This window comes from Citrobacter sp. (assembly GCF_050252275.1).
Lineage (GTDB): Bacteria > Pseudomonadota > Gammaproteobacteria > Enterobacterales > Enterobacteriaceae > Citrobacter_A > Citrobacter_A amalonaticus.
The window spans coordinates 1-16,583 of the sequence record NZ_JBFWLF010000071.1 but is presented as its reverse complement, the minus strand read 5'-3'; the positions used below and the strand labels follow the sequence as shown (position 1 = coordinate 16,583).

Annotated in this window: 19 protein-coding genes, 1 pseudogene and 1 other annotated feature; of the genes and pseudogenes, 10 read left to right on the top strand and 10 right to left on the bottom strand. The window is 54.8% G+C overall.

Annotated elements, in window-relative coordinates:
- The 6 genes and pseudogenes from AB7E14_RS08395 to AB7E14_RS08370 form a co-directional block, all read left to right on the top strand.
- Positions 1 to 448, top strand: a pseudogene (locus tag AB7E14_RS08395) (electron transport complex protein RnfC); the annotation flags it as partial.
- Positions 449 to 450: 2 nt separating this feature from the next.
- Positions 451 to 1,005, top strand: a complete 555-nt coding sequence (gene pduT / locus AB7E14_RS08390; RefSeq protein ID WP_043000226.1) for a propanediol utilization microcompartment protein PduT — start codon at positions 451 to 453, stop codon at positions 1,003 to 1,005.
- On the top strand, positions 1,005 to 1,355 hold the full coding sequence (gene pduU / locus AB7E14_RS08385) for a propanediol utilization microcompartment protein PduU (protein ID WP_042318179.1): 351 nt from the start codon (positions 1,005 to 1,007) through the stop codon (positions 1,353 to 1,355). Before pduT ends, pduU begins: the two co-directional genes overlap by 1 nt.
- Positions 1,356 to 1,359: 4 nt before the next feature.
- The gene (pduV, locus tag AB7E14_RS08380) at positions 1,360 to 1,812 is read left to right on the top strand and encodes a EutP/PduV family microcompartment system protein (RefSeq protein WP_044257562.1); all 453 of its coding nucleotides are present in this window, start codon (positions 1,360 to 1,362) and stop codon (positions 1,810 to 1,812) included.
- A complete protein-coding gene (locus AB7E14_RS08375; RefSeq protein ID WP_316961826.1) occupies positions 1,797 to 3,011 on the top strand; it encodes an acetate/propionate family kinase in 1,215 nt (404 codons plus the stop codon). Before pduV ends, AB7E14_RS08375 begins: the two co-directional genes overlap by 16 nt.
- A 91-nt stretch (positions 3,012 to 3,102) precedes the next feature.
- Complete coding sequence (locus AB7E14_RS08370; protein ID WP_216081337.1) at positions 3,103 to 3,969, top strand: L-threonine kinase; 867 nt, start codon at positions 3,103 to 3,105, stop codon at positions 3,967 to 3,969.
- Positions 3,970 to 4,004: 35 nt separating this feature from the next.
- Here AB7E14_RS08370 and AB7E14_RS08365 read toward each other — a convergent pair whose 3' ends face one another.
- The 4 genes from AB7E14_RS08365 to dacD all read right to left on the bottom strand — a co-directional run bounded on the left by AB7E14_RS08365 (position 4,005) and on the right by dacD (position 7,452).
- Positions 4,005 to 4,340: a DUF496 family protein gene (locus AB7E14_RS08365; protein WP_042318175.1), complete on the bottom strand. Its 336-nt coding sequence runs from the start codon at positions 4,338 to 4,340 to the stop codon at positions 4,005 to 4,007.
- Between the two features lie 160 nt (positions 4,341 to 4,500).
- Complete coding sequence (locus tag AB7E14_RS08360; protein WP_044327340.1) at positions 4,501 to 5,559, bottom strand: FUSC family protein; 1,059 nt, start codon at positions 5,557 to 5,559, stop codon at positions 4,501 to 4,503.
- Between the two features lie 125 nt (positions 5,560 to 5,684).
- Positions 5,685 to 6,158, bottom strand: a complete 474-nt coding sequence (sbmC, locus tag AB7E14_RS08355; protein ID WP_044327339.1) for a DNA gyrase inhibitor SbmC — start codon at positions 6,156 to 6,158, stop codon at positions 5,685 to 5,687.
- Between the two features lie 121 nt (positions 6,159 to 6,279).
- Positions 6,280 to 7,452, bottom strand: coding sequence for a serine-type D-Ala-D-Ala carboxypeptidase DacD (gene dacD / locus AB7E14_RS08350; RefSeq protein ID WP_044257558.1), 1,173 nt, complete (start codon positions 7,450 to 7,452; stop codon positions 6,280 to 6,282).
- A 240-nt stretch (positions 7,453 to 7,692) separates the two neighbouring features.
- Here dacD and sbcB point away from each other — a divergent pair, with 240 nt between their 5' ends.
- A complete protein-coding gene (gene sbcB / locus AB7E14_RS08345) occupies positions 7,693 to 9,117 on the top strand; it encodes an exodeoxyribonuclease I (RefSeq protein WP_104446687.1) in 1,425 nt (474 codons plus the stop codon).
- 35 nt (positions 9,118 to 9,152) lie between these two features.
- Here the strand turns inward: sbcB and tsuB are convergent, their stop codons facing one another.
- The 6 genes from tsuB to AB7E14_RS08315 all read right to left on the bottom strand — a co-directional run bounded on the left by tsuB (position 9,153) and on the right by AB7E14_RS08315 (position 14,087).
- A complete protein-coding gene (gene tsuB, locus AB7E14_RS08340; RefSeq protein WP_000985275.1) occupies positions 9,153 to 9,380 on the bottom strand; it encodes a thiosulfate utilization sulfurtransferase TsuB/YeeD in 228 nt (75 codons plus the stop codon).
- A gap of 15 nt (positions 9,381 to 9,395) precedes the next feature.
- Positions 9,396 to 10,454: a thiosulfate utilization transporter TsuA/YeeE gene (gene tsuA, locus AB7E14_RS08335; protein ID WP_428169459.1), complete on the bottom strand. Its 1,059-nt coding sequence runs from the start codon at positions 10,452 to 10,454 to the stop codon at positions 9,396 to 9,398.
- 202 nt (positions 10,455 to 10,656) lie between these two features.
- A complete protein-coding gene (locus tag AB7E14_RS08330; protein ID WP_058588257.1) occupies positions 10,657 to 12,018 on the bottom strand; it encodes an APC family permease in 1,362 nt (453 codons plus the stop codon).
- Positions 12,008 to 12,070: a membrane protein YoeI gene (yoeI, locus tag AB7E14_RS08325; RefSeq protein WP_099433339.1), complete on the bottom strand. Its 63-nt coding sequence runs from the start codon at positions 12,068 to 12,070 to the stop codon at positions 12,008 to 12,010. The genes AB7E14_RS08330 and yoeI overlap by 11 nt, the downstream gene beginning before the upstream one ends.
- 216 nt (positions 12,071 to 12,286) lie before the next feature.
- Positions 12,287 to 13,216: a LysR substrate-binding domain-containing protein gene (locus AB7E14_RS08320; protein ID WP_200040488.1), complete on the bottom strand. Its 930-nt coding sequence runs from the start codon at positions 13,214 to 13,216 to the stop codon at positions 12,287 to 12,289.
- A 46-nt stretch (positions 13,217 to 13,262) separates the two neighbouring features.
- The gene (locus AB7E14_RS08315) at positions 13,263 to 14,087 is read right to left on the bottom strand and encodes an SDR family oxidoreductase (RefSeq protein WP_316961828.1); all 825 of its coding nucleotides are present in this window, start codon (positions 14,085 to 14,087) and stop codon (positions 13,263 to 13,265) included.
- A gap of 162 nt (positions 14,088 to 14,249) precedes the next feature.
- On the opposite strand from AB7E14_RS08315, the gene hisL reads away from it, so the two are divergent.
- The 3 genes from hisL to hisD all read left to right on the top strand — a co-directional run.
- A complete protein-coding gene (gene hisL, locus AB7E14_RS08310; protein ID WP_001364200.1) occupies positions 14,250 to 14,300 on the top strand; it encodes a his operon leader peptide in 51 nt (16 codons plus the stop codon).
- Positions 14,276 to 14,399: a sequence feature (His leader region), on the top strand. It overlaps the preceding gene by 25 nt.
- 47 nt (positions 14,400 to 14,446) lie before the next feature.
- Positions 14,447 to 15,346, top strand: coding sequence for an ATP phosphoribosyltransferase (gene hisG / locus AB7E14_RS08305; protein ID WP_043000214.1), 900 nt, complete (start codon positions 14,447 to 14,449; stop codon positions 15,344 to 15,346).
- A 5-nt stretch (positions 15,347 to 15,351) separates the two neighbouring features.
- A partial coding sequence (hisD, locus tag AB7E14_RS08300) for a histidinol dehydrogenase (protein WP_428169458.1) occupies positions 15,352 to 16,583 on the top strand: 1,232 nt, incomplete at its 3' end.

The window sequence follows — 16,583 nt, the reverse complement described above, 5'->3', positions numbered from 1 at the left end:
GCTCAGTGCCCTCACCTGTTCTGAATGTAACGTCTGTGAAAGTGTGGCCTGCCCGGTAGGTATTTCACCTATGCGGATTAACCGGATGCTGAAGCGCGAGCTACGTGCACAGAATCAGCGCTACGAGGGGCCGCTCAACCCGGCGGATGAGATGGCGAAATACCGTCTGGTGCCGGTAAAACGACTCATCGCCAAACTGGGGCTGACACCGTGGTATCGGGAAGCGCCCTTAGTCGACAGCGAGCCCGTTGTTGAGAGAACGACGCTGCAGTTGCGCCAGCACATCGGCGCCAGCGCGGTACCCTGCGTTCAGAAAGGCGAGCGTGTCGCGCGTGGTCAGTGCGTCGCTGAAATTCCGCAAGGTGCGCTCGGCGCGCCTGTTCACGCCAGTATTGACGGCATTGTCTGTGAGGTAACAGATCAGGCCATCATCGTTGTAAGAGGTTAACCATGTCTCAGGCCATAGGTATTTTAGAACTCACCAGCATTGCCAAAGGGATGGAAGCAGGCGATGCCATGCTGAAAAGCGCCAATGTGGATCTGCTGGTCAGCAAAACCATTTGTCCGGGTAAGTTTTTGCTCATGCTGGGCGGCGACGTCGGCGCAGTACAACAGGCGATCGAGACCGGAAATGCGCTCGCTGGCGAGATGTTGGTCGACAGTCTGGTGTTACCCAATATTCATGCCAGCGTGCTTCCCGCGATTAGCGGACTGAACAGCGTGGACAAACGTCAGGCGGTGGGGATTGTTGAAACCTGGAGCGTAGCAGCCTGTATCAGCGCGGCTGACCGGGCGGTGAAGGCGTCCAACGTTACGCTCGTGCGCGTTCATATGGCGTTCGGTATCGGAGGTAAATGCTACATGGTGGTCGCGGGTGATGTCTCCGATGTCAACAACGCGGTCGCGGTTGCCAGTGAGAGCGCGGGTGAAAAAGGCCTGCTGGTTTATCGTTCAGTGATCCCTCGCCCGCACGAAGCGATGTGGCGTCAGATGGTGGAGGGATGATGGAAAGGCAACCGACCACGGATCGCATGATCCAGGAGTACGTACCAGGCAAACAGGTCACGCTGGCGCATCTGATTGCGAATCCCGGCAAAGACCTGTTCAAGAAGCTGGGGTTGCAGGACAGCGTCTCGGCGATTGGCATTCTCACCATCACGCCAAGTGAAGCATCCATTATTGCCTGCGACATCGCGACGAAATCCGGTGCGGTCGAGATTGGCTTTCTTGACCGTTTCACCGGTGCGGTGGTGTTAACCGGCGACGTCTCGGCGGTGGAATACGCCCTCAAACAGGTTACGCGCACGCTCGGCGAAATGATGCGCTTTACAACCTGTTCCATCACGCGGACATAGCGTAATGCAGCGCATGATGTTAATTGGCCCCAGCCAGTGCGGTAAGACCTCGCTGACGCAGTGTCTGCGCGGCGAGGCTCTCGCGTATCAGAAAACGCAGGCGATTGTCTGGTCTGCCGAAACCATCGACACGCCTGGCGAATATCTGGAAAACCGCTGTCTTTACAGCGCGCTGCTGGCGAGTGCCTGCGAGGCGGATGTCATTGCGCTCGTGCTCAACAGCGATGCGCAGTGGTCACCTTTTTCCCCCGGTTTTACGGCACCAATGAACAGACCGGCGTTCGGCGTTGTGACCAAATCAGATTTAGCGGACCCGCAGAAAATTGCGCAGGTCACAGGTTGGCTGGAACAAGCTGGCGCAGAACGTGTGTTCGTGACCAGCGCCGTCAACCATTCCGGACTCGATGAACTGTTTGCCTTTCTGAACCAAAAGGAATCTTCATGTCTCACAAAATAATGGCGATCAACGCGGGCAGCTCGTCCCTTAAATTTCAGTTACTGGACATGCCGCAGGGTGATTTGCTGTGTCAGGGGCTGATTGAACGTATCGGCCTGCCGGATGCCCTGATCACCCTGAAAGCGCAGGATCAAAAATGGCAGCAAACCACCCCGGTTGCCGATCATCGCGAGGCGGTGACCCTGCTTCTCGAAATGCTGATTAGCTACGGCATTATTACCAGCCTGCAGGACATCGAGGGGGTCGGCCATCGTGTAGCGCATGGTGGGGAATCGTTTAAAGATTCTGCGCGCGTGACCGATGAATCACTGGCGGAAATTGAACGCCTTGCCGAACTGGCGCCCTTGCACAACCCGGTTAACCTGCTCGGCATCAACGTGTTTCGCCAGTTGCTGCCCGACGTGCCTTCGGTTGCCGTGTTTGATACCGCGTTTCATCAAACGCTGGAAGAGCCAGCCTATATCTATCCGCTTCCGTGGCGGTATTACGCAGAGTTTGGTATCCGTCGCTACGGTTTTCATGGAACCAGCCATAAGTACGTCAGCGCGACGCTCGCCGAAAAACTTGGCGTCCCGCTTAGCGCGCTGCGGGTCGTGTGTTGCCATCTGGGCAATGGCAGCAGTATTTGCGCGATTAAAGGCGGTAAGTCGGTTAATACTTCGATGGGCTTCACCCCACAGTCCGGCGTGATGATGGGTACCCGCAGCGGGGATATCGACCCGTCCATCTTGCCATGGGTTGCGCAACGTGAAGGCCAAACGCCACAGCAACTTAACCACCTGTTGAACAATGAATCCGGGCTGCTTGGCGTTTCAGGCGTCTCGCATGATTATCGTGACGTTGAGCAGGCTGCTGACGGCGGAAATCCCCGCGCCGCGCTTGCCCTGTCACTGTTTGCAGAGCGTATTCGCGCCACGATTGGCAGCTATATCATGCAAATGGGTGGTCTGGATGCGCTGGTGTTTACCGGAGGTATCGGGGAAAACTCAGCGCGCGCCAGAGCGGCAATCTGCCAGAATCTGCACTTCCTGGGTCTGATCGTAGACGAAGAGAAGAATCAGCGGAATGCGACCTTTATTCAGGCGGAAAACGCCATGGTTAAAGTGGCGGTCATCAACACCAACGAAGAGCTGATGATAGCCCAGGATGTGATGCGGATTGCTCTCGCAGAATCAGAAAGTATCGCCGTGTCGGCCTGAGTTCGCGCCGCGCAAATTGCGGCAAATCATGGTAATAGCGCAATCGCCATGACACTATGCGCCGAGGATTGCAGATCAGAAAGGTGATAACGTGGCTGTTGCGCAGTGCCCCGCGTCGTGCGGTGAACTTATTCAGGGCTGGATAATGGGCAGCGAGAAACTGGTCTCCTGCCCGGTTGACTGGTACAGCACCGTCGAGGTCAGCACCGGTTCCCCTCTGGCGGATGAGCGCCCTCTTTCGCGGGCGATGGTCAACCGACTTCTTGAACACTGGGACTACCCTGCCCACCTGAGTCAGGATATCCGTGTTTCGATCCATTCAACTATCCCGATTGCCAAAGGCATGGCCAGCAGTACGGCGGATATTGCCGCAACCGCTGTCGCCACCGCGCAGCATCTGGGCCATCAGCTGGATGAGTCCACCCTCGCGCAACTATGCGTCTCGCTGGAACCGACGGACAGCACCGTTTTTCAGCAACTGACGCTGTTTGACCACAACGACGCATCGACGCAAATCCCTTGCGATGCTCAACCGGCGCTGGATCTTCTCGTGCTGGAGAGTCCGCAAACTTTACGCACCGCGGATTATCATCGCATTCCCCGGCAGGCGGGTTTACATGCGGGCGCACCGGCGCTGAAGCGGGCATGGGAAAAAGTACAGGAAGCCTGTGCGGAGCAAAATCCTTATCGTATGGGAGAAGCGGCGACGCTGAGCGCTATTGCCAGCCAGATGCTGTTGCCAAAGCCGGATTTCGACGCGCTATTGTCGCTGGTTGAAGAGTGTGGTTTATACGGCGTGAACGTGGCGCACAGCGGCAGCGTCGTCGGACTGATGCTCGACAGACAGCGACACGATGTTGATTACGTTAAGTGGTTACTGGCAAGGAACAGACTGACTAAGCACTGGCCGGAACAGCATTTATTGCGAATGGTCAGCGGTGGCGTGAAGCGACAGTGAGGATCGCCTGACGGATCCTCACTGCTGGCAAAACGTTACTCCGCTTTCGCGTCGCCGTTTTTCATTTCACCCATCGCTTTCAGCTTTTTGGAGATGTCGCGACGTTCTTTAGAGATCTCTGCATTTTTGATGATGTAGTCATCAACGCGATCTTCATAGTCGCTTTTCATGCTGGCGATGATGCCCTGAATAGCTTCAACACTCATCCCCGGCTTGATGTAATCGCTCAGGTTGTCCAGCAGCAGAACACGTTTCTGGTTGTCACGGATCTTTTTCTCAACGTCCTGGATTTCACGCTGCAGTTTGTTTTTACGACGGAACAGACGGACAAATTCCAGCACGTCCTGGAAAGATGGCTTGGTAGTTTCCATTTTTACACCCCTGATAATGTGAGAGTCGGATTCGTTTAAACGATAGGGCTAACATTACTTTTCGCAGCCGCAAATGACAATGGCTTCATTCTGGTTTCCATCATACCCTTATTCCTTGCTGAATCGAAGCAGCCACGGCAGCATTCCCTTTACCTGCTTTTTATTTGCGCAGTGCGCGACAGATAAGATGCGACAGCAGCTCCAGTTGACGGGCGGTTTCCAGGCTTAACCAGACATAGCCATGAATCGGCGTTTCAGCCACATGATGTTCATCGTGCTGACGGATCAGCGTGCGCAATTCGTTAACGGTCTCGTTCAGTTTTTCGCTGTTGGCGAGAATCGGCTGCGGATTACCTTCGAACAAGGCATGGGCAATCGTCAACAGCGCCTGTTGGGTCATTTGCTGCGTTTCCCGCAGCGTATGGGCATTGAGCATGACGAAATGGCTTTCACGGGTCGCCCACAGGGCATTGATCTGCAATTCGAGCATGCAGACCAGATTACGATTGACGGTCTGAATGGCTTCAAAAATAGATTTCTGGATGCGCGTCTCTTTGCTCGCCGGCGTAATAAGTCCGCGCATTTTTACCACGTCACCTAATAGCTGTTGCAGATGTTTATCCAGACGGGGACGTTCTAACAGATTAGGCGACAGCGCGGCCTGATACACCCGGTTATAGGCCGTCACGCAGTGCGCCAGTTGGATGCGCCAGTGAATGAAGGCGCGCTGCGGCCAGATTCCGGTGAACAGCATGGCGAGGAGCGCCCCCAGAATGACATCGCCGCCGCGCCAGAGTGCGGTCTCCATATCGCCAGCGGGCGCACCCACGACGACAGCAAGCGTGATGCCAATCAAGAGCGCCTGATACGGTTTTTTTCCTAACGCGAGCCATCCACACAGGAACATAGCTGCCGCACACCAGAGCAGCATCAGTGGCAATGAGAATAGCTCAAGACGCAGCGCCACCAGACCCAGCACCGATCCGAGGATCGTACCACCAATCCGCTCCCAGGCACGGGGAACCACGTTTCCCCAGAACGAGATCGGCCCCATAATCACCACCAGCGTAATCAAGGGCCATGTCCCTTCCGGAATGTTAAATAAACGAACAAGCAAAAAAGTCAGGATGAAGGCCAGTGCAATGCGAATACCATGCACAATGCGGTAATGGCGATACAGACGGATTTCAAATGGACTCAGTGACTTGTCGGCACGCACTCATGCACTCCATCAGGAAAAAGCAAAAAATGATTGTACCTGTTTTTACGCGCAGAAGTTCACTGTGGCGGACAGGACATCTCGCTAAGCGTAGTCGCTCCGCGCCGGTCCGCCTGGTTTTAGACTTACTTCGTGGCTGGTTGTACCGCGATATACATCTCGATATCCCAGTAACCGTCTTCGCAACCGTTATTCAGATAGACTTCAAAGCAGGGTTTGCATGCCATTTCATATGTCTTGTCCTGCATCAGGCTATTGAAGAACTGATACCACGGCGTGGCAAAATCATTATTATCGACGCGTGCAACTGCCGTCGCATATTGACCGCCGTCGATTTCGCTGAGCGTCACGCCTTCGCTGTTTTCCGGGATGACAAAATCAGCAGGCACGGAAACGACCGTACTACAGCGCAGTTTTTCGGCGGGCACTTCATCCGGATTGTCGAAGTAAACGGCGATCCACTCCTGCGCCACAACCTGCTTGCCATCGACCCACATCATCAACTGGTCAAAGCCTTGTTTCACCGTTTGCTCCCACGGTCCCACCAGGTGGAAACCTGCAACGGTGCGCTTATCAGCGTTTCTGATCTCGTAATTCATGTTGCCTCCATCGTTACACTGTATTTATATACAGCATAACGAAGACTAAACCGCCGTCACAAGCACTTTGTGGTTATTATGTGAGCGGAACCGAACTCCTGCCAGTCTCTGTCAGTACGATTCAGACTTTGTGATGGAAATAATCACTCAGACGGGAGAAGACGCCTCCCTTACCGACAGCTTCCAGCGTGACCAGAGGCCAATGAGCGACCAGTTTGTCGCGGTCGTAGAGTTCGATTTCCCCGACCCGTTGATGGGCGGCAAGCGGCGCTTCCAGTTCCTTCTTATCCAGGATGTACTTCGCTTTGATGTGCGGCATTTCCGCCTTTGGCAGCGCCATCCAGAAATCGTGTTCGGTACCTAACGCGATTTTCTCTTTATCACCGTACCAGATACGCTCTGTTCCGACCTGCTTACCGCTGCGCAGGATTTGCACCGTGTCGAAATTTTGTTGTCCCCAGTGCAGCAGTTTACGTGCCTGCTCCTCACGCCCTTTTGGGCTATTCGCGCCCATCACCACGGCAATCAGTCGGCGCTGACCGTCCACCGCAGAAGCAATCAGGTTAAAACCAGCCCCCGAAGTGTGTCCGGTTTTCAGGCCATCAACGTTCATGGTTTTATCCCACAGCAGTCCGTTACGGTTTTGCTGGGTAATACCGTTCCAGGTGAGGCTTTTCTCACTGTACATGTGATAAAACGCCGGCTCACCATGAATGATTGCCCGGGACAACACCGCCAGATCGTAAGCTGAACTGTGCTGACCAGGGGCATCCAGTCCGTGCACCGTCTCAAAATGGGTGTCCCGCAAATTGAGCTTCTTGACGTAATTGTTCATCATCGCGACAAACTGCGGTTGCCCACCAGCGATGTAATCTGCCAGCGCCACGCAGGCGTCGTTACCGGAATCAACAATCAACCCACGGCTTAAATCGCGCACGGACACCCGGTCCCCTTCTTTGAGGAACATCAATGAGGATCCGGCGAACACCGGGTTGTCCTTCGCCCACGCGTCGCGTCCCACGGTGACGATGTCGTCCGGCGTAATGCGCTGGCTGTCAATGGCGCGATCGACCACGTAACCGGTCATCAGCTTGGTCAGGCTGGCAGGATTGCGCTGTTGATGTTCATTACCCGCCGTGAGAATTTGCCCCGTGGTGTAATCCATAAGCACCCATGAACCGGCTTCAATGCCAGGTGGCGGTGGCGCAAAGTCAGCCGTACCGGCAGCAAGTGCAGAAGAGAGATGCATCGCGAGTAAAGAAGCGGTAATAAACAGACGGGGTTTCAACAGCATGTCCTCAGACGTTTCAAAAGAGCCGTCCTTTTTACGGAAATTCTGATAAACGAACAGGGAATAATTGCAAGAAAATGTGACTTATCGCACATTGATCCCTGTTTGATTGATCCGTTGCACCTTATCTCCAGCCGCTTTCTGTCTTTCTTCTCTGTGAGTCAGGCTGATTACCACGCCGAATTTTGGTACTCTGTGCAGTCCAGGCAGCGCGCAACCAGAAGTCACGGAACCCACTTATTTATGAATGACGGCAAGCAACAACCCACCTTTCTCTTCCACGATTACGAAACCTTTGGCATTCATCCGGCGCTCGACAGACCTGCGCAATTTGCCGCTCTGCGTACCGATAGCGAATTCAACATCATCGGTGAACCAGAGGTTTTTTACTGCAAACCGGCGGATGACTATTTGCCCCAGCCGGGCGCGGTGATGGTCACCGGAATCACCCCGCAGGAAGCACGAGAGAAAGGTGATAATGAAGCTGCGTTTGCCGCGCGGATCCACACCCTGTTTACGGTGCCGAAAACCTGCATTATTGGCTACAACAACGTGCGCTTCGACGACGAGGTTACGCGCAACGTGCTGTACCGTAACTTCTACGATCCCTACGCCTGGAGCTGGCAGCATGATAATTCGCGCTGGGATCTGCTGGACGTGATGCGCGCTTGCTACGCCCTGCGTCCGGAAGGCATCAACTGGCCGGAAAATGACGACGGCCTCCCCAGCTTTCGCCTGGAGCATCTGACGAAAGCAAACGGTATTGAGCACAGCAACGCGCACGATGCGATGGCGGATGTCTATGCCACCATTGCGATGGCGCAACTGGTGAAGTCACGGCAGCCGCGTCTGTTTGAGTATCTCTATACGCACCGCAATAAGCACAAGCTGGCCGCGCTGATTGATGTGCCGCAAATGAAACCGCTGGTGCATGTTTCCGGCATGTTTGGCGCATGGCGCGGCAACACCAGTTGGGTTGCACCGCTGGCCTGGCATCCGGATAACCGTAATGCGGTGATCATGGTCGACCTGGCCGGTGATATTTCGCCGTTGCTGGAACTGGATAGCGACACCCTGCGCGAACGTCTGTACACCGCCAAAGCCGATCTGGGCGATACCGCCGCCGTGCCGCTGAAGCTGGTGCACATCAACAAATGCCCGGTGCTGGCGCAGGCGAACACGCTGCGCCCGGAAGATGCCGACCGTCTGGGGATTAATCGCCAGCACTGTCTCGATAATCTGAAAGTCCTGCGTGAAAATCCGCAGGTGCGTGACAAAGTGGTCGCCATCTTTGCCGAAGCCGAGCCGTTCACGCCGTCTGACAACGTCGATGCCCAGCTTTATAATGGTTTCTTTAGCGATGCTGACCGTGCGGCAATGAAAATTGTGCTGGAAACCGACCCGCAAAACCTGCCGGCACTGGACATCACCTTTGTCGATCCACGTATTGAGAAACTGCTGTTCAACTATCGGGCGCGTAATTTCCCCGGCACGCTGGATGAAGCGGAGCAACAGCGCTGGCTGGAGCACCGTCGTCAGGTCTTTACGCCGGAATATTTGCAGCGCTACGCCGACGAGTTGCAGATGTTGTATCAGGAATATGCGGATGATAAAGAGAAGCAGGTACTGCTGAAGGCGCTGTGGCAGTACGCTGAAGAGATCGTCTGAGAATCGCCCTCCGCGCCACGGCGGAGGGCCTGTTATCACGCTTTCTGGACGGTGATGCTCCAGGCGGCATCGCCAACCTGCTGATAATCTGTAATCGCATGCCCTTCTTCAGCAGCCCACTGTGGGATCGCTTCTGTCGCCTGTGTGCAGTCAAACTCAATTACCAGTTCGTCACCGCTCGCCATTTCAGCCAGCGCGGCTTTTGCTTCAATCAGTGGGAACGGGCAAACCTGTGTGACCACGTCCAGTTTTTTAATCGCCATCATTAATCCTTACGCTTAATTTGCCGCAGCGGTTGCCAGACGGGCTTTACGCTGCGGTCGAACAAACACAATCCATGACGCGGTCCAGACGCCAAGGATCATAAATACCAGGCCAATCCAGCCCTGCCAGGTCATCATCGCCGTCATCACCAGACCGTTACCGATAGAGCAACCACCGGCAATACTGGCGCCAAATCCCATCAGGATCCCGCCGAAGCCGCTGCGCAGCGTGGTTGCCGCATCGGCAGCCCGCACGCGGAATTCACGACTGGCTTTCGCCGCGATGAACGAACCAAGGAAAATCCCCAGCACCAGGAAAACGCCCCAGTTAAGGAATTTGCTGTCTCCCGCCACCAGGGACTGCAGAATGTTAGCCGTCGGCGAGGTGATCCCGAGCCCAAACATACGCCCGGTAGCTTCGCTCAGCGGCCAGGCCAGCAGCGCGATAAGACCAATCAGTACCGCCGTCACGAACGGATGCCAGCGTTTTTCAAACAAAATATGTGCAAGCCCGGTACGACGCGGCGGCAAAGAGGCGACTTTCAGCTTTGGCTTTTTCAGTTCTTTACTGACTACCCAGAGCGTCACCACCAGCAGAACGGCGATCAGCGGCCAGACGGAAAGGTTCAGCGTGTCAGCAATGGAGTTGTGCTCCGTGCTGTACGTTTTTAGCGTCTGGTTTAAACCGCTGGCATGGGGCGAACGCATTACCGCACTCATCACCATGTAGGTCGCCAGTGCTATCCAGCTGCCGATCAGCCCCTCACCCGCACGATACCAGGTTCCGGTGGCACATCCGCCCGCATAGACAATTCCAATCCCGAAGATATAACCGCCAACAACAGTACCGAGCCACGGGAACGCGCCCGCATCGTAACGAATCACCCCCGCCTGAATCAGCGCAAAGGCACCGACGCTCTGCACGGAAATCGCAATCAGCAGCGCATAAAACATACGGTTGTTTTTAGCGATATACATGTCGCGGAAACCGCCGGTCAGGCAGAATCGACCACGTTGCATCACAAAGCCCAACAGCGCGCCACAGATAACCCCGCTTAAGATCATTGAAAACATAAATTCATTAGCCTGAAGAATATCAATCAGGAAATTATTCCTGAGCATGCGGACGGGAACCAATAACGAAATTCTCTAATTTAGAACGAATGGTTATGAATAATGACGGGAAATAAACCAGCGACATAAAAAAAGCCGGAGTGGTTAACTCCGGCTTCCTGCCCGGTGTCGCTTCGCTTACCGGGTCTACAAACCTTATGAGTTACTGGGCGATATCTTCGTACTGCGGAACCGGGTTGCGGAAACTTTTGGTCACGCAGGCCAGATACACCAGACCAATACCGGCCCAGATCAGCCCCAGAACCATAGAGCTCTCTTCCAGGTTGATCCACAGCGCCCCAACAGTCAGCGCGCCACATACCGGCAGCACCAGATAGTTGAAGTGGTCTTTCAGCGTCTTGTTGCGTTTTTCGCGGATCCAGAACTGTGAAATCACAGACAGGTTCACGAAGGTAAACGCCACCAGCGCACCGAAGTTGATCAGCGCCGTCGCCGTCACCAGGTCAAATTTAATCGCCATCAGCGCAATTGCCCCCACCAGCAGCACGTTCCATGCCGGGGTACGCCACTTCGGATGAATGTAACCAAAGAAGCGCGTCGGGAATACGCCGTCACGGCCCATCACGTACATCAGACGAGAGACGCCTGCGTGTGCCGCCATACCGGACGCCAGAACGGTCACGCTGGAGAAAATCAGCACGCCCCACTGGAAGGTTTTACCCGCCACATACAGCATGATTTCAGGCTGAGAGGCATCCGGATCCTTAAAGCGAGAGATATCCGGGAAGTACAGTTGCAGGAAGTAAGAGGCACCGATGAATACCAGGCCGCCAATCAGCGCCGTCAGGAAGATAGCCTTCGGGATCACGCGCTCTGCATCTTTGGTCTCTTCAGACAGCGAAGAGATACCGTCAAAGCCCAGGAACGAGAAGCACAGAATCGTTGCTCCGGTAATCATTGGCACGACGTGTGCGCCTTCCGACCAGAACGGACGCGTGCTGGTCAGCGTACCCGCACCTTCACCGTTCGAAACGCCGTAGATGATCAGGCCAACAATCACCGCCACAATGCCCATCTGCAGGATTACAATCAGGGTATTGAAGTTTGCCACGGTCTTGATGCTGCGCAGGTTGGAGATGGTCATAAAGGCCACCAGCGCGACAACAAAGATCCACGACGGTATGGACGGCACCAGCGCTTCAAAATAAATTTTTGCCAACAGGATGTTGATCATCGGCATGAACAGGTAGTCCAGCAGAGATGACCAACCAACCATAAAGCCGACGGTCGGACTAATGGATTTCTGGGCATAGGTATACGCCGAGCCAGCGGACGGGAAACGGCGAACCAGTTTACCGTAGCTCAACGCAGTAAAGAGAATAGCGACCAGCGCAAAGGCATACGCCGTTGCAACGTGACCGTCAGTGAGGCCTGAAACGATACCAAACGTATCGAACAGCGTCATTGGCTGCATATAGGCAAGGCCCATCATGACAACCGGAATCAGCGTAAGCGTTTTACGCAATTCCACGCGAGAGGTTTTTGGAGTAGCGTTATGCGACATGGTCATTCCCCTTTACGGCGAATGCCGTCGCGTAAGCAAAAAATTGCCCCATCTTCTGGATTCCTCAGCGACAACAACTGTCGGTTTTTAGTAAATATCTATCCGGTACGAAGCCCGGCCTCTTTGTATGAATGATTGGTTTGATGCAAAAAAATAACCGACGCGTATTAAAACGTCGGTTAATGTCATTTTTTGCAAGCGGCGCATTGTGCACTAAAATGAGGCGAAAAGACAAGAGAATGAGTAGCTTGTCGCGAACTATTTTTTCTTAAATGTTTGATTTTTCGCTATCGTCTTTTTTATATATCCCCGCAATAGCACTATTTGCTAAAATCGCATCCCGCCACCAGGCGCTGGCGAGTCCCGCCGTCTGCTCATTCCACCCCATCCATACTGGTTCAAAGAGAATTTGCGCCGCCACTTTTTTCTCGATCAGCGCCCCACTTTCCAGGAAGCGCTGCGCCAGATAACGCGGAAGATAACCGCATCCCAGACCGCTGATTTGCAGTTCCAGTTTGGTTTTAAAATCGAAGACGGTGATTGCCTCTTGATCGTCAAGCAGTTGCGTCGCCGCTGCAGCAGCGAGAGGCGAACTGTCGCCGACCACAATCGCGCGATAGCGTTTGATGGTACTGCGGCTCAGCGGCTCGGCTTCATCAGCCAGCGGATGGTGTGGCGCAACGGCAAAAATCTGCTCCAGCTCACCCAGGCGCGCAACGCTAAAGTCGCTGGATGAAGGAGGTTCATGCATCGCGCCAACAATAATATCCGCCCTGCCCTGGATCAGCGCATCCCACGATCCCCCCAACACACCGTTAATGAATTTCAGGCGCGTGACGCTGTGGTGCTGATAAAAGGATTCAATCAGGGGGGCGAGCAGGGAAAAAGGAAAGGTATCGTCCACGCCGATCACCAGTTCATTTTCCCAGCCTTCATGGAGTTTTATCGCCTGCTTTTCCAGTTCCCGCACGGTATGCAGAACTTCTCGCCCTTTCTCTAACAGCATTTGCCCCGTGCGCGTGAACCGGGCGCGATGGCCACTGCGATCGAGGATCTGAATGTTGAGGTCGCTTTCCAGACGATGGACGGTATAGCTGAGAGCTGACGGCGTCTTATACAGTTTGGCGGACGCCGCCGCGAAGCTGCCCTCTTTCTCAAGGGCATCAAGGATGATGAGCACGTCCAGCAGTGGTTTCATACACGCCCCCTTGCGTTGTATGGCGACTAACTGCTGGCGGTATGCATTACTCCAACGGCATCACCAGCGGATCGGGATACTGGTATTCAAACCCAAGCTCATTACAAATCCGGCTGCCATCGATAATTTTACCTTTACCGTTATCCGCAGAATCGCGGAACTGCGGCGGCTCCATTCCCAACAGACGCGCCATCTGCGGATAAAACACATTGCGTGCAGGATGCGAAGGCGCACATATATTATAGATGTGTCCCCCTTTCGGTGCCTGTAACAGCAGCGTAATGGCGGCAATCACATCTACCAGATGTACCAGATTGACGCCATGTTCGCCGTCAGGCGCGGTTTTGCCCGCGAAGAAGCGGCCTGGATGACGCCCCGGCCCTACCAGCCCGGCCAGTCGCAAGATATCAACCGAGGTACCCGGTAAATTATGCAGCCAGTCTTCCAGCTCTTTTAACACACGACCGCTGGCGGTGACCGGATTACGCGGGGTTCCCTCTTTTACCGTCCCCTGGACATCACCATAGACGGAGGTCGAACTGGTAAAGATAATGCGCGGAATACGATACGCCAGCGCGCTGTCCACCAGCTCCTGCATCGCCTGCAAATAGAAGTCTTCTCCCGGACCGCTGCGTCGAGCCGGTAAGGTAATCACCAGCGCATCGACATCCATCAGCGCATCCAGATCGTCTGTTTCACACACCAATTCAGGCTCGAGCCGTAGCGGATATCCTTCGATCCCGCTCATTCTGGCCGCTTCCACGCCATCCTGGGTGGTTTTGCTCCCCGTCACCTGCCAGCCTCTGGCAGCGAGCGACATCGCCAGCGGCATGCCTAACCATCCTAAACCGACAACTGCGACCTTTTTCATCCGTTTTCTCCTGACTCCAGCACTATGTCTATAAGGCTACGCCAGCGCTTTAAGACTGACAATTCATACTATAAATAGGAATTAAAAAAAGCGCTTGCTTTAAGACGTTAAAGTGGTTTAGGTTAAAAGGCATCACATGAATAAGCATTCATCGAGAATTTTATGACACGCGTTCAATTTAAACATCACCATCATCACCATCATCCTGACTAGTCTTTCAGGCGATGTGTGCTGGGAGACATTCAGATCTTCCAGTGGTGCATGAACGCATGAGAAAGCCCCCGGAAGATCATCTTCCGGGGGCTTTTTTTTTGGCGCGAAATTCAGACAGGTTCAGACAGGATAAAGAGGAAAAGAGAATGTTAGACAACAGCCGTTTACGCATAGCTATTCAGAAATCAGGTCGTTTGAGCGATGACTCACGCGAATTACTCGCCCGCTGTGGGATTAAAATTAATTTACACACTCAGCGCCTGATTGCGATGGCAGAGAATATGCCAATTGATATTCTGCGTGTGCGTGACGACGATATCCCCGGTCTGGTGATGGACGGCGTGGTTGACCTGGGCATCATCGGTGAGAACGTTCTGGAAGAAGAACTGCTGAACCGCCGCGCCCAGGGTGAAGATCCGCGCTACTTTACGTTGCGTCGCCTCGACTTTGGCGGTTGCCGCCTTTCCCTGGCAACACCGGTGGATGAAGCCTGGGATGGCCCCGCCGCGCTGGATGGCAAGCGCATCGCCACCTCTTATCCGCACCTGCTCAAACGTTATCTCGACCAGAAAGGCGTCTCTTTTAAATCCTGCTTGCTGAACGGTTCTGTGGAAGTGGCTCCGCGCGCGGGCCTCGCCGATGCCATCTGCGATCTGGTCTCGACCGGCGCGACCCTGGAAGCCAACGGGCTGCGCGAAGTCGAAGTGATTTACCGTTCTAAAGCCTGTCTGATCCAGCGTGACGGTGAGATGACCGACGCCAAGCAGCAACTGGTCGATAAGCTGCTGACCCGTATTCAGGGCGTTATCCAGGCTCGCGAATCGAAATACATCATGATGCACGCGCCAAGCGAGCGTCTGGAAGAGGTCATCGCGCTGCTGCCAGGCGCCGAACGCCCAACTATTCTGCCGCTGGCTGGCGATCAGCAACGCGTGGCGATGCACATGGTCAGCAGCGAAACCCTGTTCTGGGAGACGATGGAAAAACTGAAAGCGCTCGGCGCCAGCTCGATTCTGGTGCTGCCAATTGAGAAGATGATGGAGTGATGGCCATGAGCTTTAGCACAATCATTAACTGGAACGCCTGTTCCCCTGAGCAGCAGCGTGAATTACTGACGCGCCCGGCGATTTCCGCGTCTGACAGCATCACCCGCACCGTGAGCGAGATTCTGGATAACGTCAAAACCCGTGGTGATGACGCCCTGCGCGAGTACAGCGCGAAGTTTGATAAAACCGAGGTTGCGGCGCTGAAGGTGACCACAGCAGAGATAGCCGCCGCCAGCGCACGACTAAGCGACGATCTCAAACAGGCGATGGCTGTCGCGGTGCAAAACATTGAAACCTTCCATAACGCGCAACAATTACCGATCGTTGATGTGGAAACCCAGCCAGGCGTCCGCTGCCAGCAGGTGACGCGCCCAGTGGTGTCCGTCGGTTTGTATATTCCCGGCGGATCCGCCCCGCTCTTTTCTACCGTGCTGATGCTCGCCACCCCGGCGCGTATTGCGGGCTGTAAGAAGGTGGTGCTGTGTTCCCCGCCGCCGATTGCCGATGAAATTCTCTACGCGGCGCAGCTGTGCGGTGTGCAGGAAGTCTTTAATGTTGGCGGTGCACAGGCCATTGCCGCGCTGGCGTTTGGCAGCGAATCCGTGCCGAAAGTAGACAAAATTTTTGGCCCTGGAAACGCATTTGTGACCGAAGCGAAGCGTCAGGTGAGCCAGCGTCTTGACGGCGCGGCGATTGATATGCCAGCCGGACCGTCCGAAGTGCTGGTGATTGCCGACAGCGGCGCCACGCCGGATTTCGTCGCCTCCGATCTGCTTTCGCAAGCGGAACACGGTCCGGATTCCCAGGTCATTCTGCTGACCCCAGATGCCGACATCGCCCGTCGCGTTGCCGAAGCCGTTGAACGTCAACTGGCTGAACTCCCGCGCGCAGAAACGGCGCGTCAGGCGCTCAGCGCCAGTCGATTAATCGTGACGAAAGATCTGGCGCAGTGTATTGCCATCTCTAACCTCTATGGACCTGAGCACCTGATTATTCAAACCCGTCATGCCCGCGAGCTGGTTGATGACATCACCAGTGCCGGTTCGGTGTTCCTCGGTGACTGGTCGCCGGAATCAGCGGGCGATTACGCCTCCGGGACTAACCACGTGCTGCCGACCTACGGCTATACCGCCACCTGTTCCAGCCTCGGGCTGGCGGATTTCCAGAAGCGCATGACGGTTCAGGAACTGTCGAAAGCGGGTTTCTCCGCGCTGGCTTCAACCATCGAGACACTGGC

What these genes read in the sequence shown, in the direction of transcription:
- AB7E14_RS08315 (WP_316961828.1), bottom strand. Translation starts at nt 14,087, where the DNA reads ATGAAAAAGGTCGCAGTTGTCGGTTTAGGATGGTTAGGCATGCCGCTG.
- pduU (WP_042318179.1), top strand. Translation starts at nt 1,005, where the DNA reads ATGGAAAGGCAACCGACCACGGATCGCATGATCCAGGAGTACGTACCA.
- hisG (WP_043000214.1), top strand. Translation starts at nt 14,447, where the DNA reads ATGTTAGACAACAGCCGTTTACGCATAGCTATTCAGAAATCAGGTCGT.
- tsuB (WP_000985275.1), bottom strand. Translation starts at nt 9,380, where the DNA reads ATGGCGATTAAAAAACTGGACGTGGTCACACAGGTTTGCCCGTTCCCA.
- sbcB (WP_104446687.1), top strand. Translation starts at nt 7,693, where the DNA reads ATGAATGACGGCAAGCAACAACCCACCTTTCTCTTCCACGATTACGAA.
- AB7E14_RS08375 (WP_316961826.1), top strand. Translation starts at nt 1,797, where the DNA reads ATGTCTCACAAAATAATGGCGATCAACGCGGGCAGCTCGTCCCTTAAA.
- tsuA (WP_428169459.1), bottom strand. Translation starts at nt 10,454, where the DNA reads ATGTTTTCAATGATCTTAAGCGGGGTTATCTGTGGCGCGCTGTTGGGC.
- dacD (WP_044257558.1), bottom strand. Translation starts at nt 7,452, where the DNA reads ATGCTGTTGAAACCCCGTCTGTTTATTACCGCTTCTTTACTCGCGATG.
- AB7E14_RS08320 (WP_200040488.1), bottom strand. Translation starts at nt 13,216, where the DNA reads ATGAAACCACTGCTGGACGTGCTCATCATCCTTGATGCCCTTGAGAAA.
- pduV (WP_044257562.1), top strand. Translation starts at nt 1,360, where the DNA reads ATGCAGCGCATGATGTTAATTGGCCCCAGCCAGTGCGGTAAGACCTCG.
- AB7E14_RS08365 (WP_042318175.1), bottom strand. Translation starts at nt 4,340, where the DNA reads ATGGAAACTACCAAGCCATCTTTCCAGGACGTGCTGGAATTTGTCCGT.
- pduT (WP_043000226.1), top strand. Translation starts at nt 451, where the DNA reads ATGTCTCAGGCCATAGGTATTTTAGAACTCACCAGCATTGCCAAAGGG.
- AB7E14_RS08330 (WP_058588257.1), bottom strand. Translation starts at nt 12,018, where the DNA reads ATGTCGCATAACGCTACTCCAAAAACCTCTCGCGTGGAATTGCGTAAA.
- sbmC (WP_044327339.1), bottom strand. Translation starts at nt 6,158, where the DNA reads ATGAATTACGAGATCAGAAACGCTGATAAGCGCACCGTTGCAGGTTTC.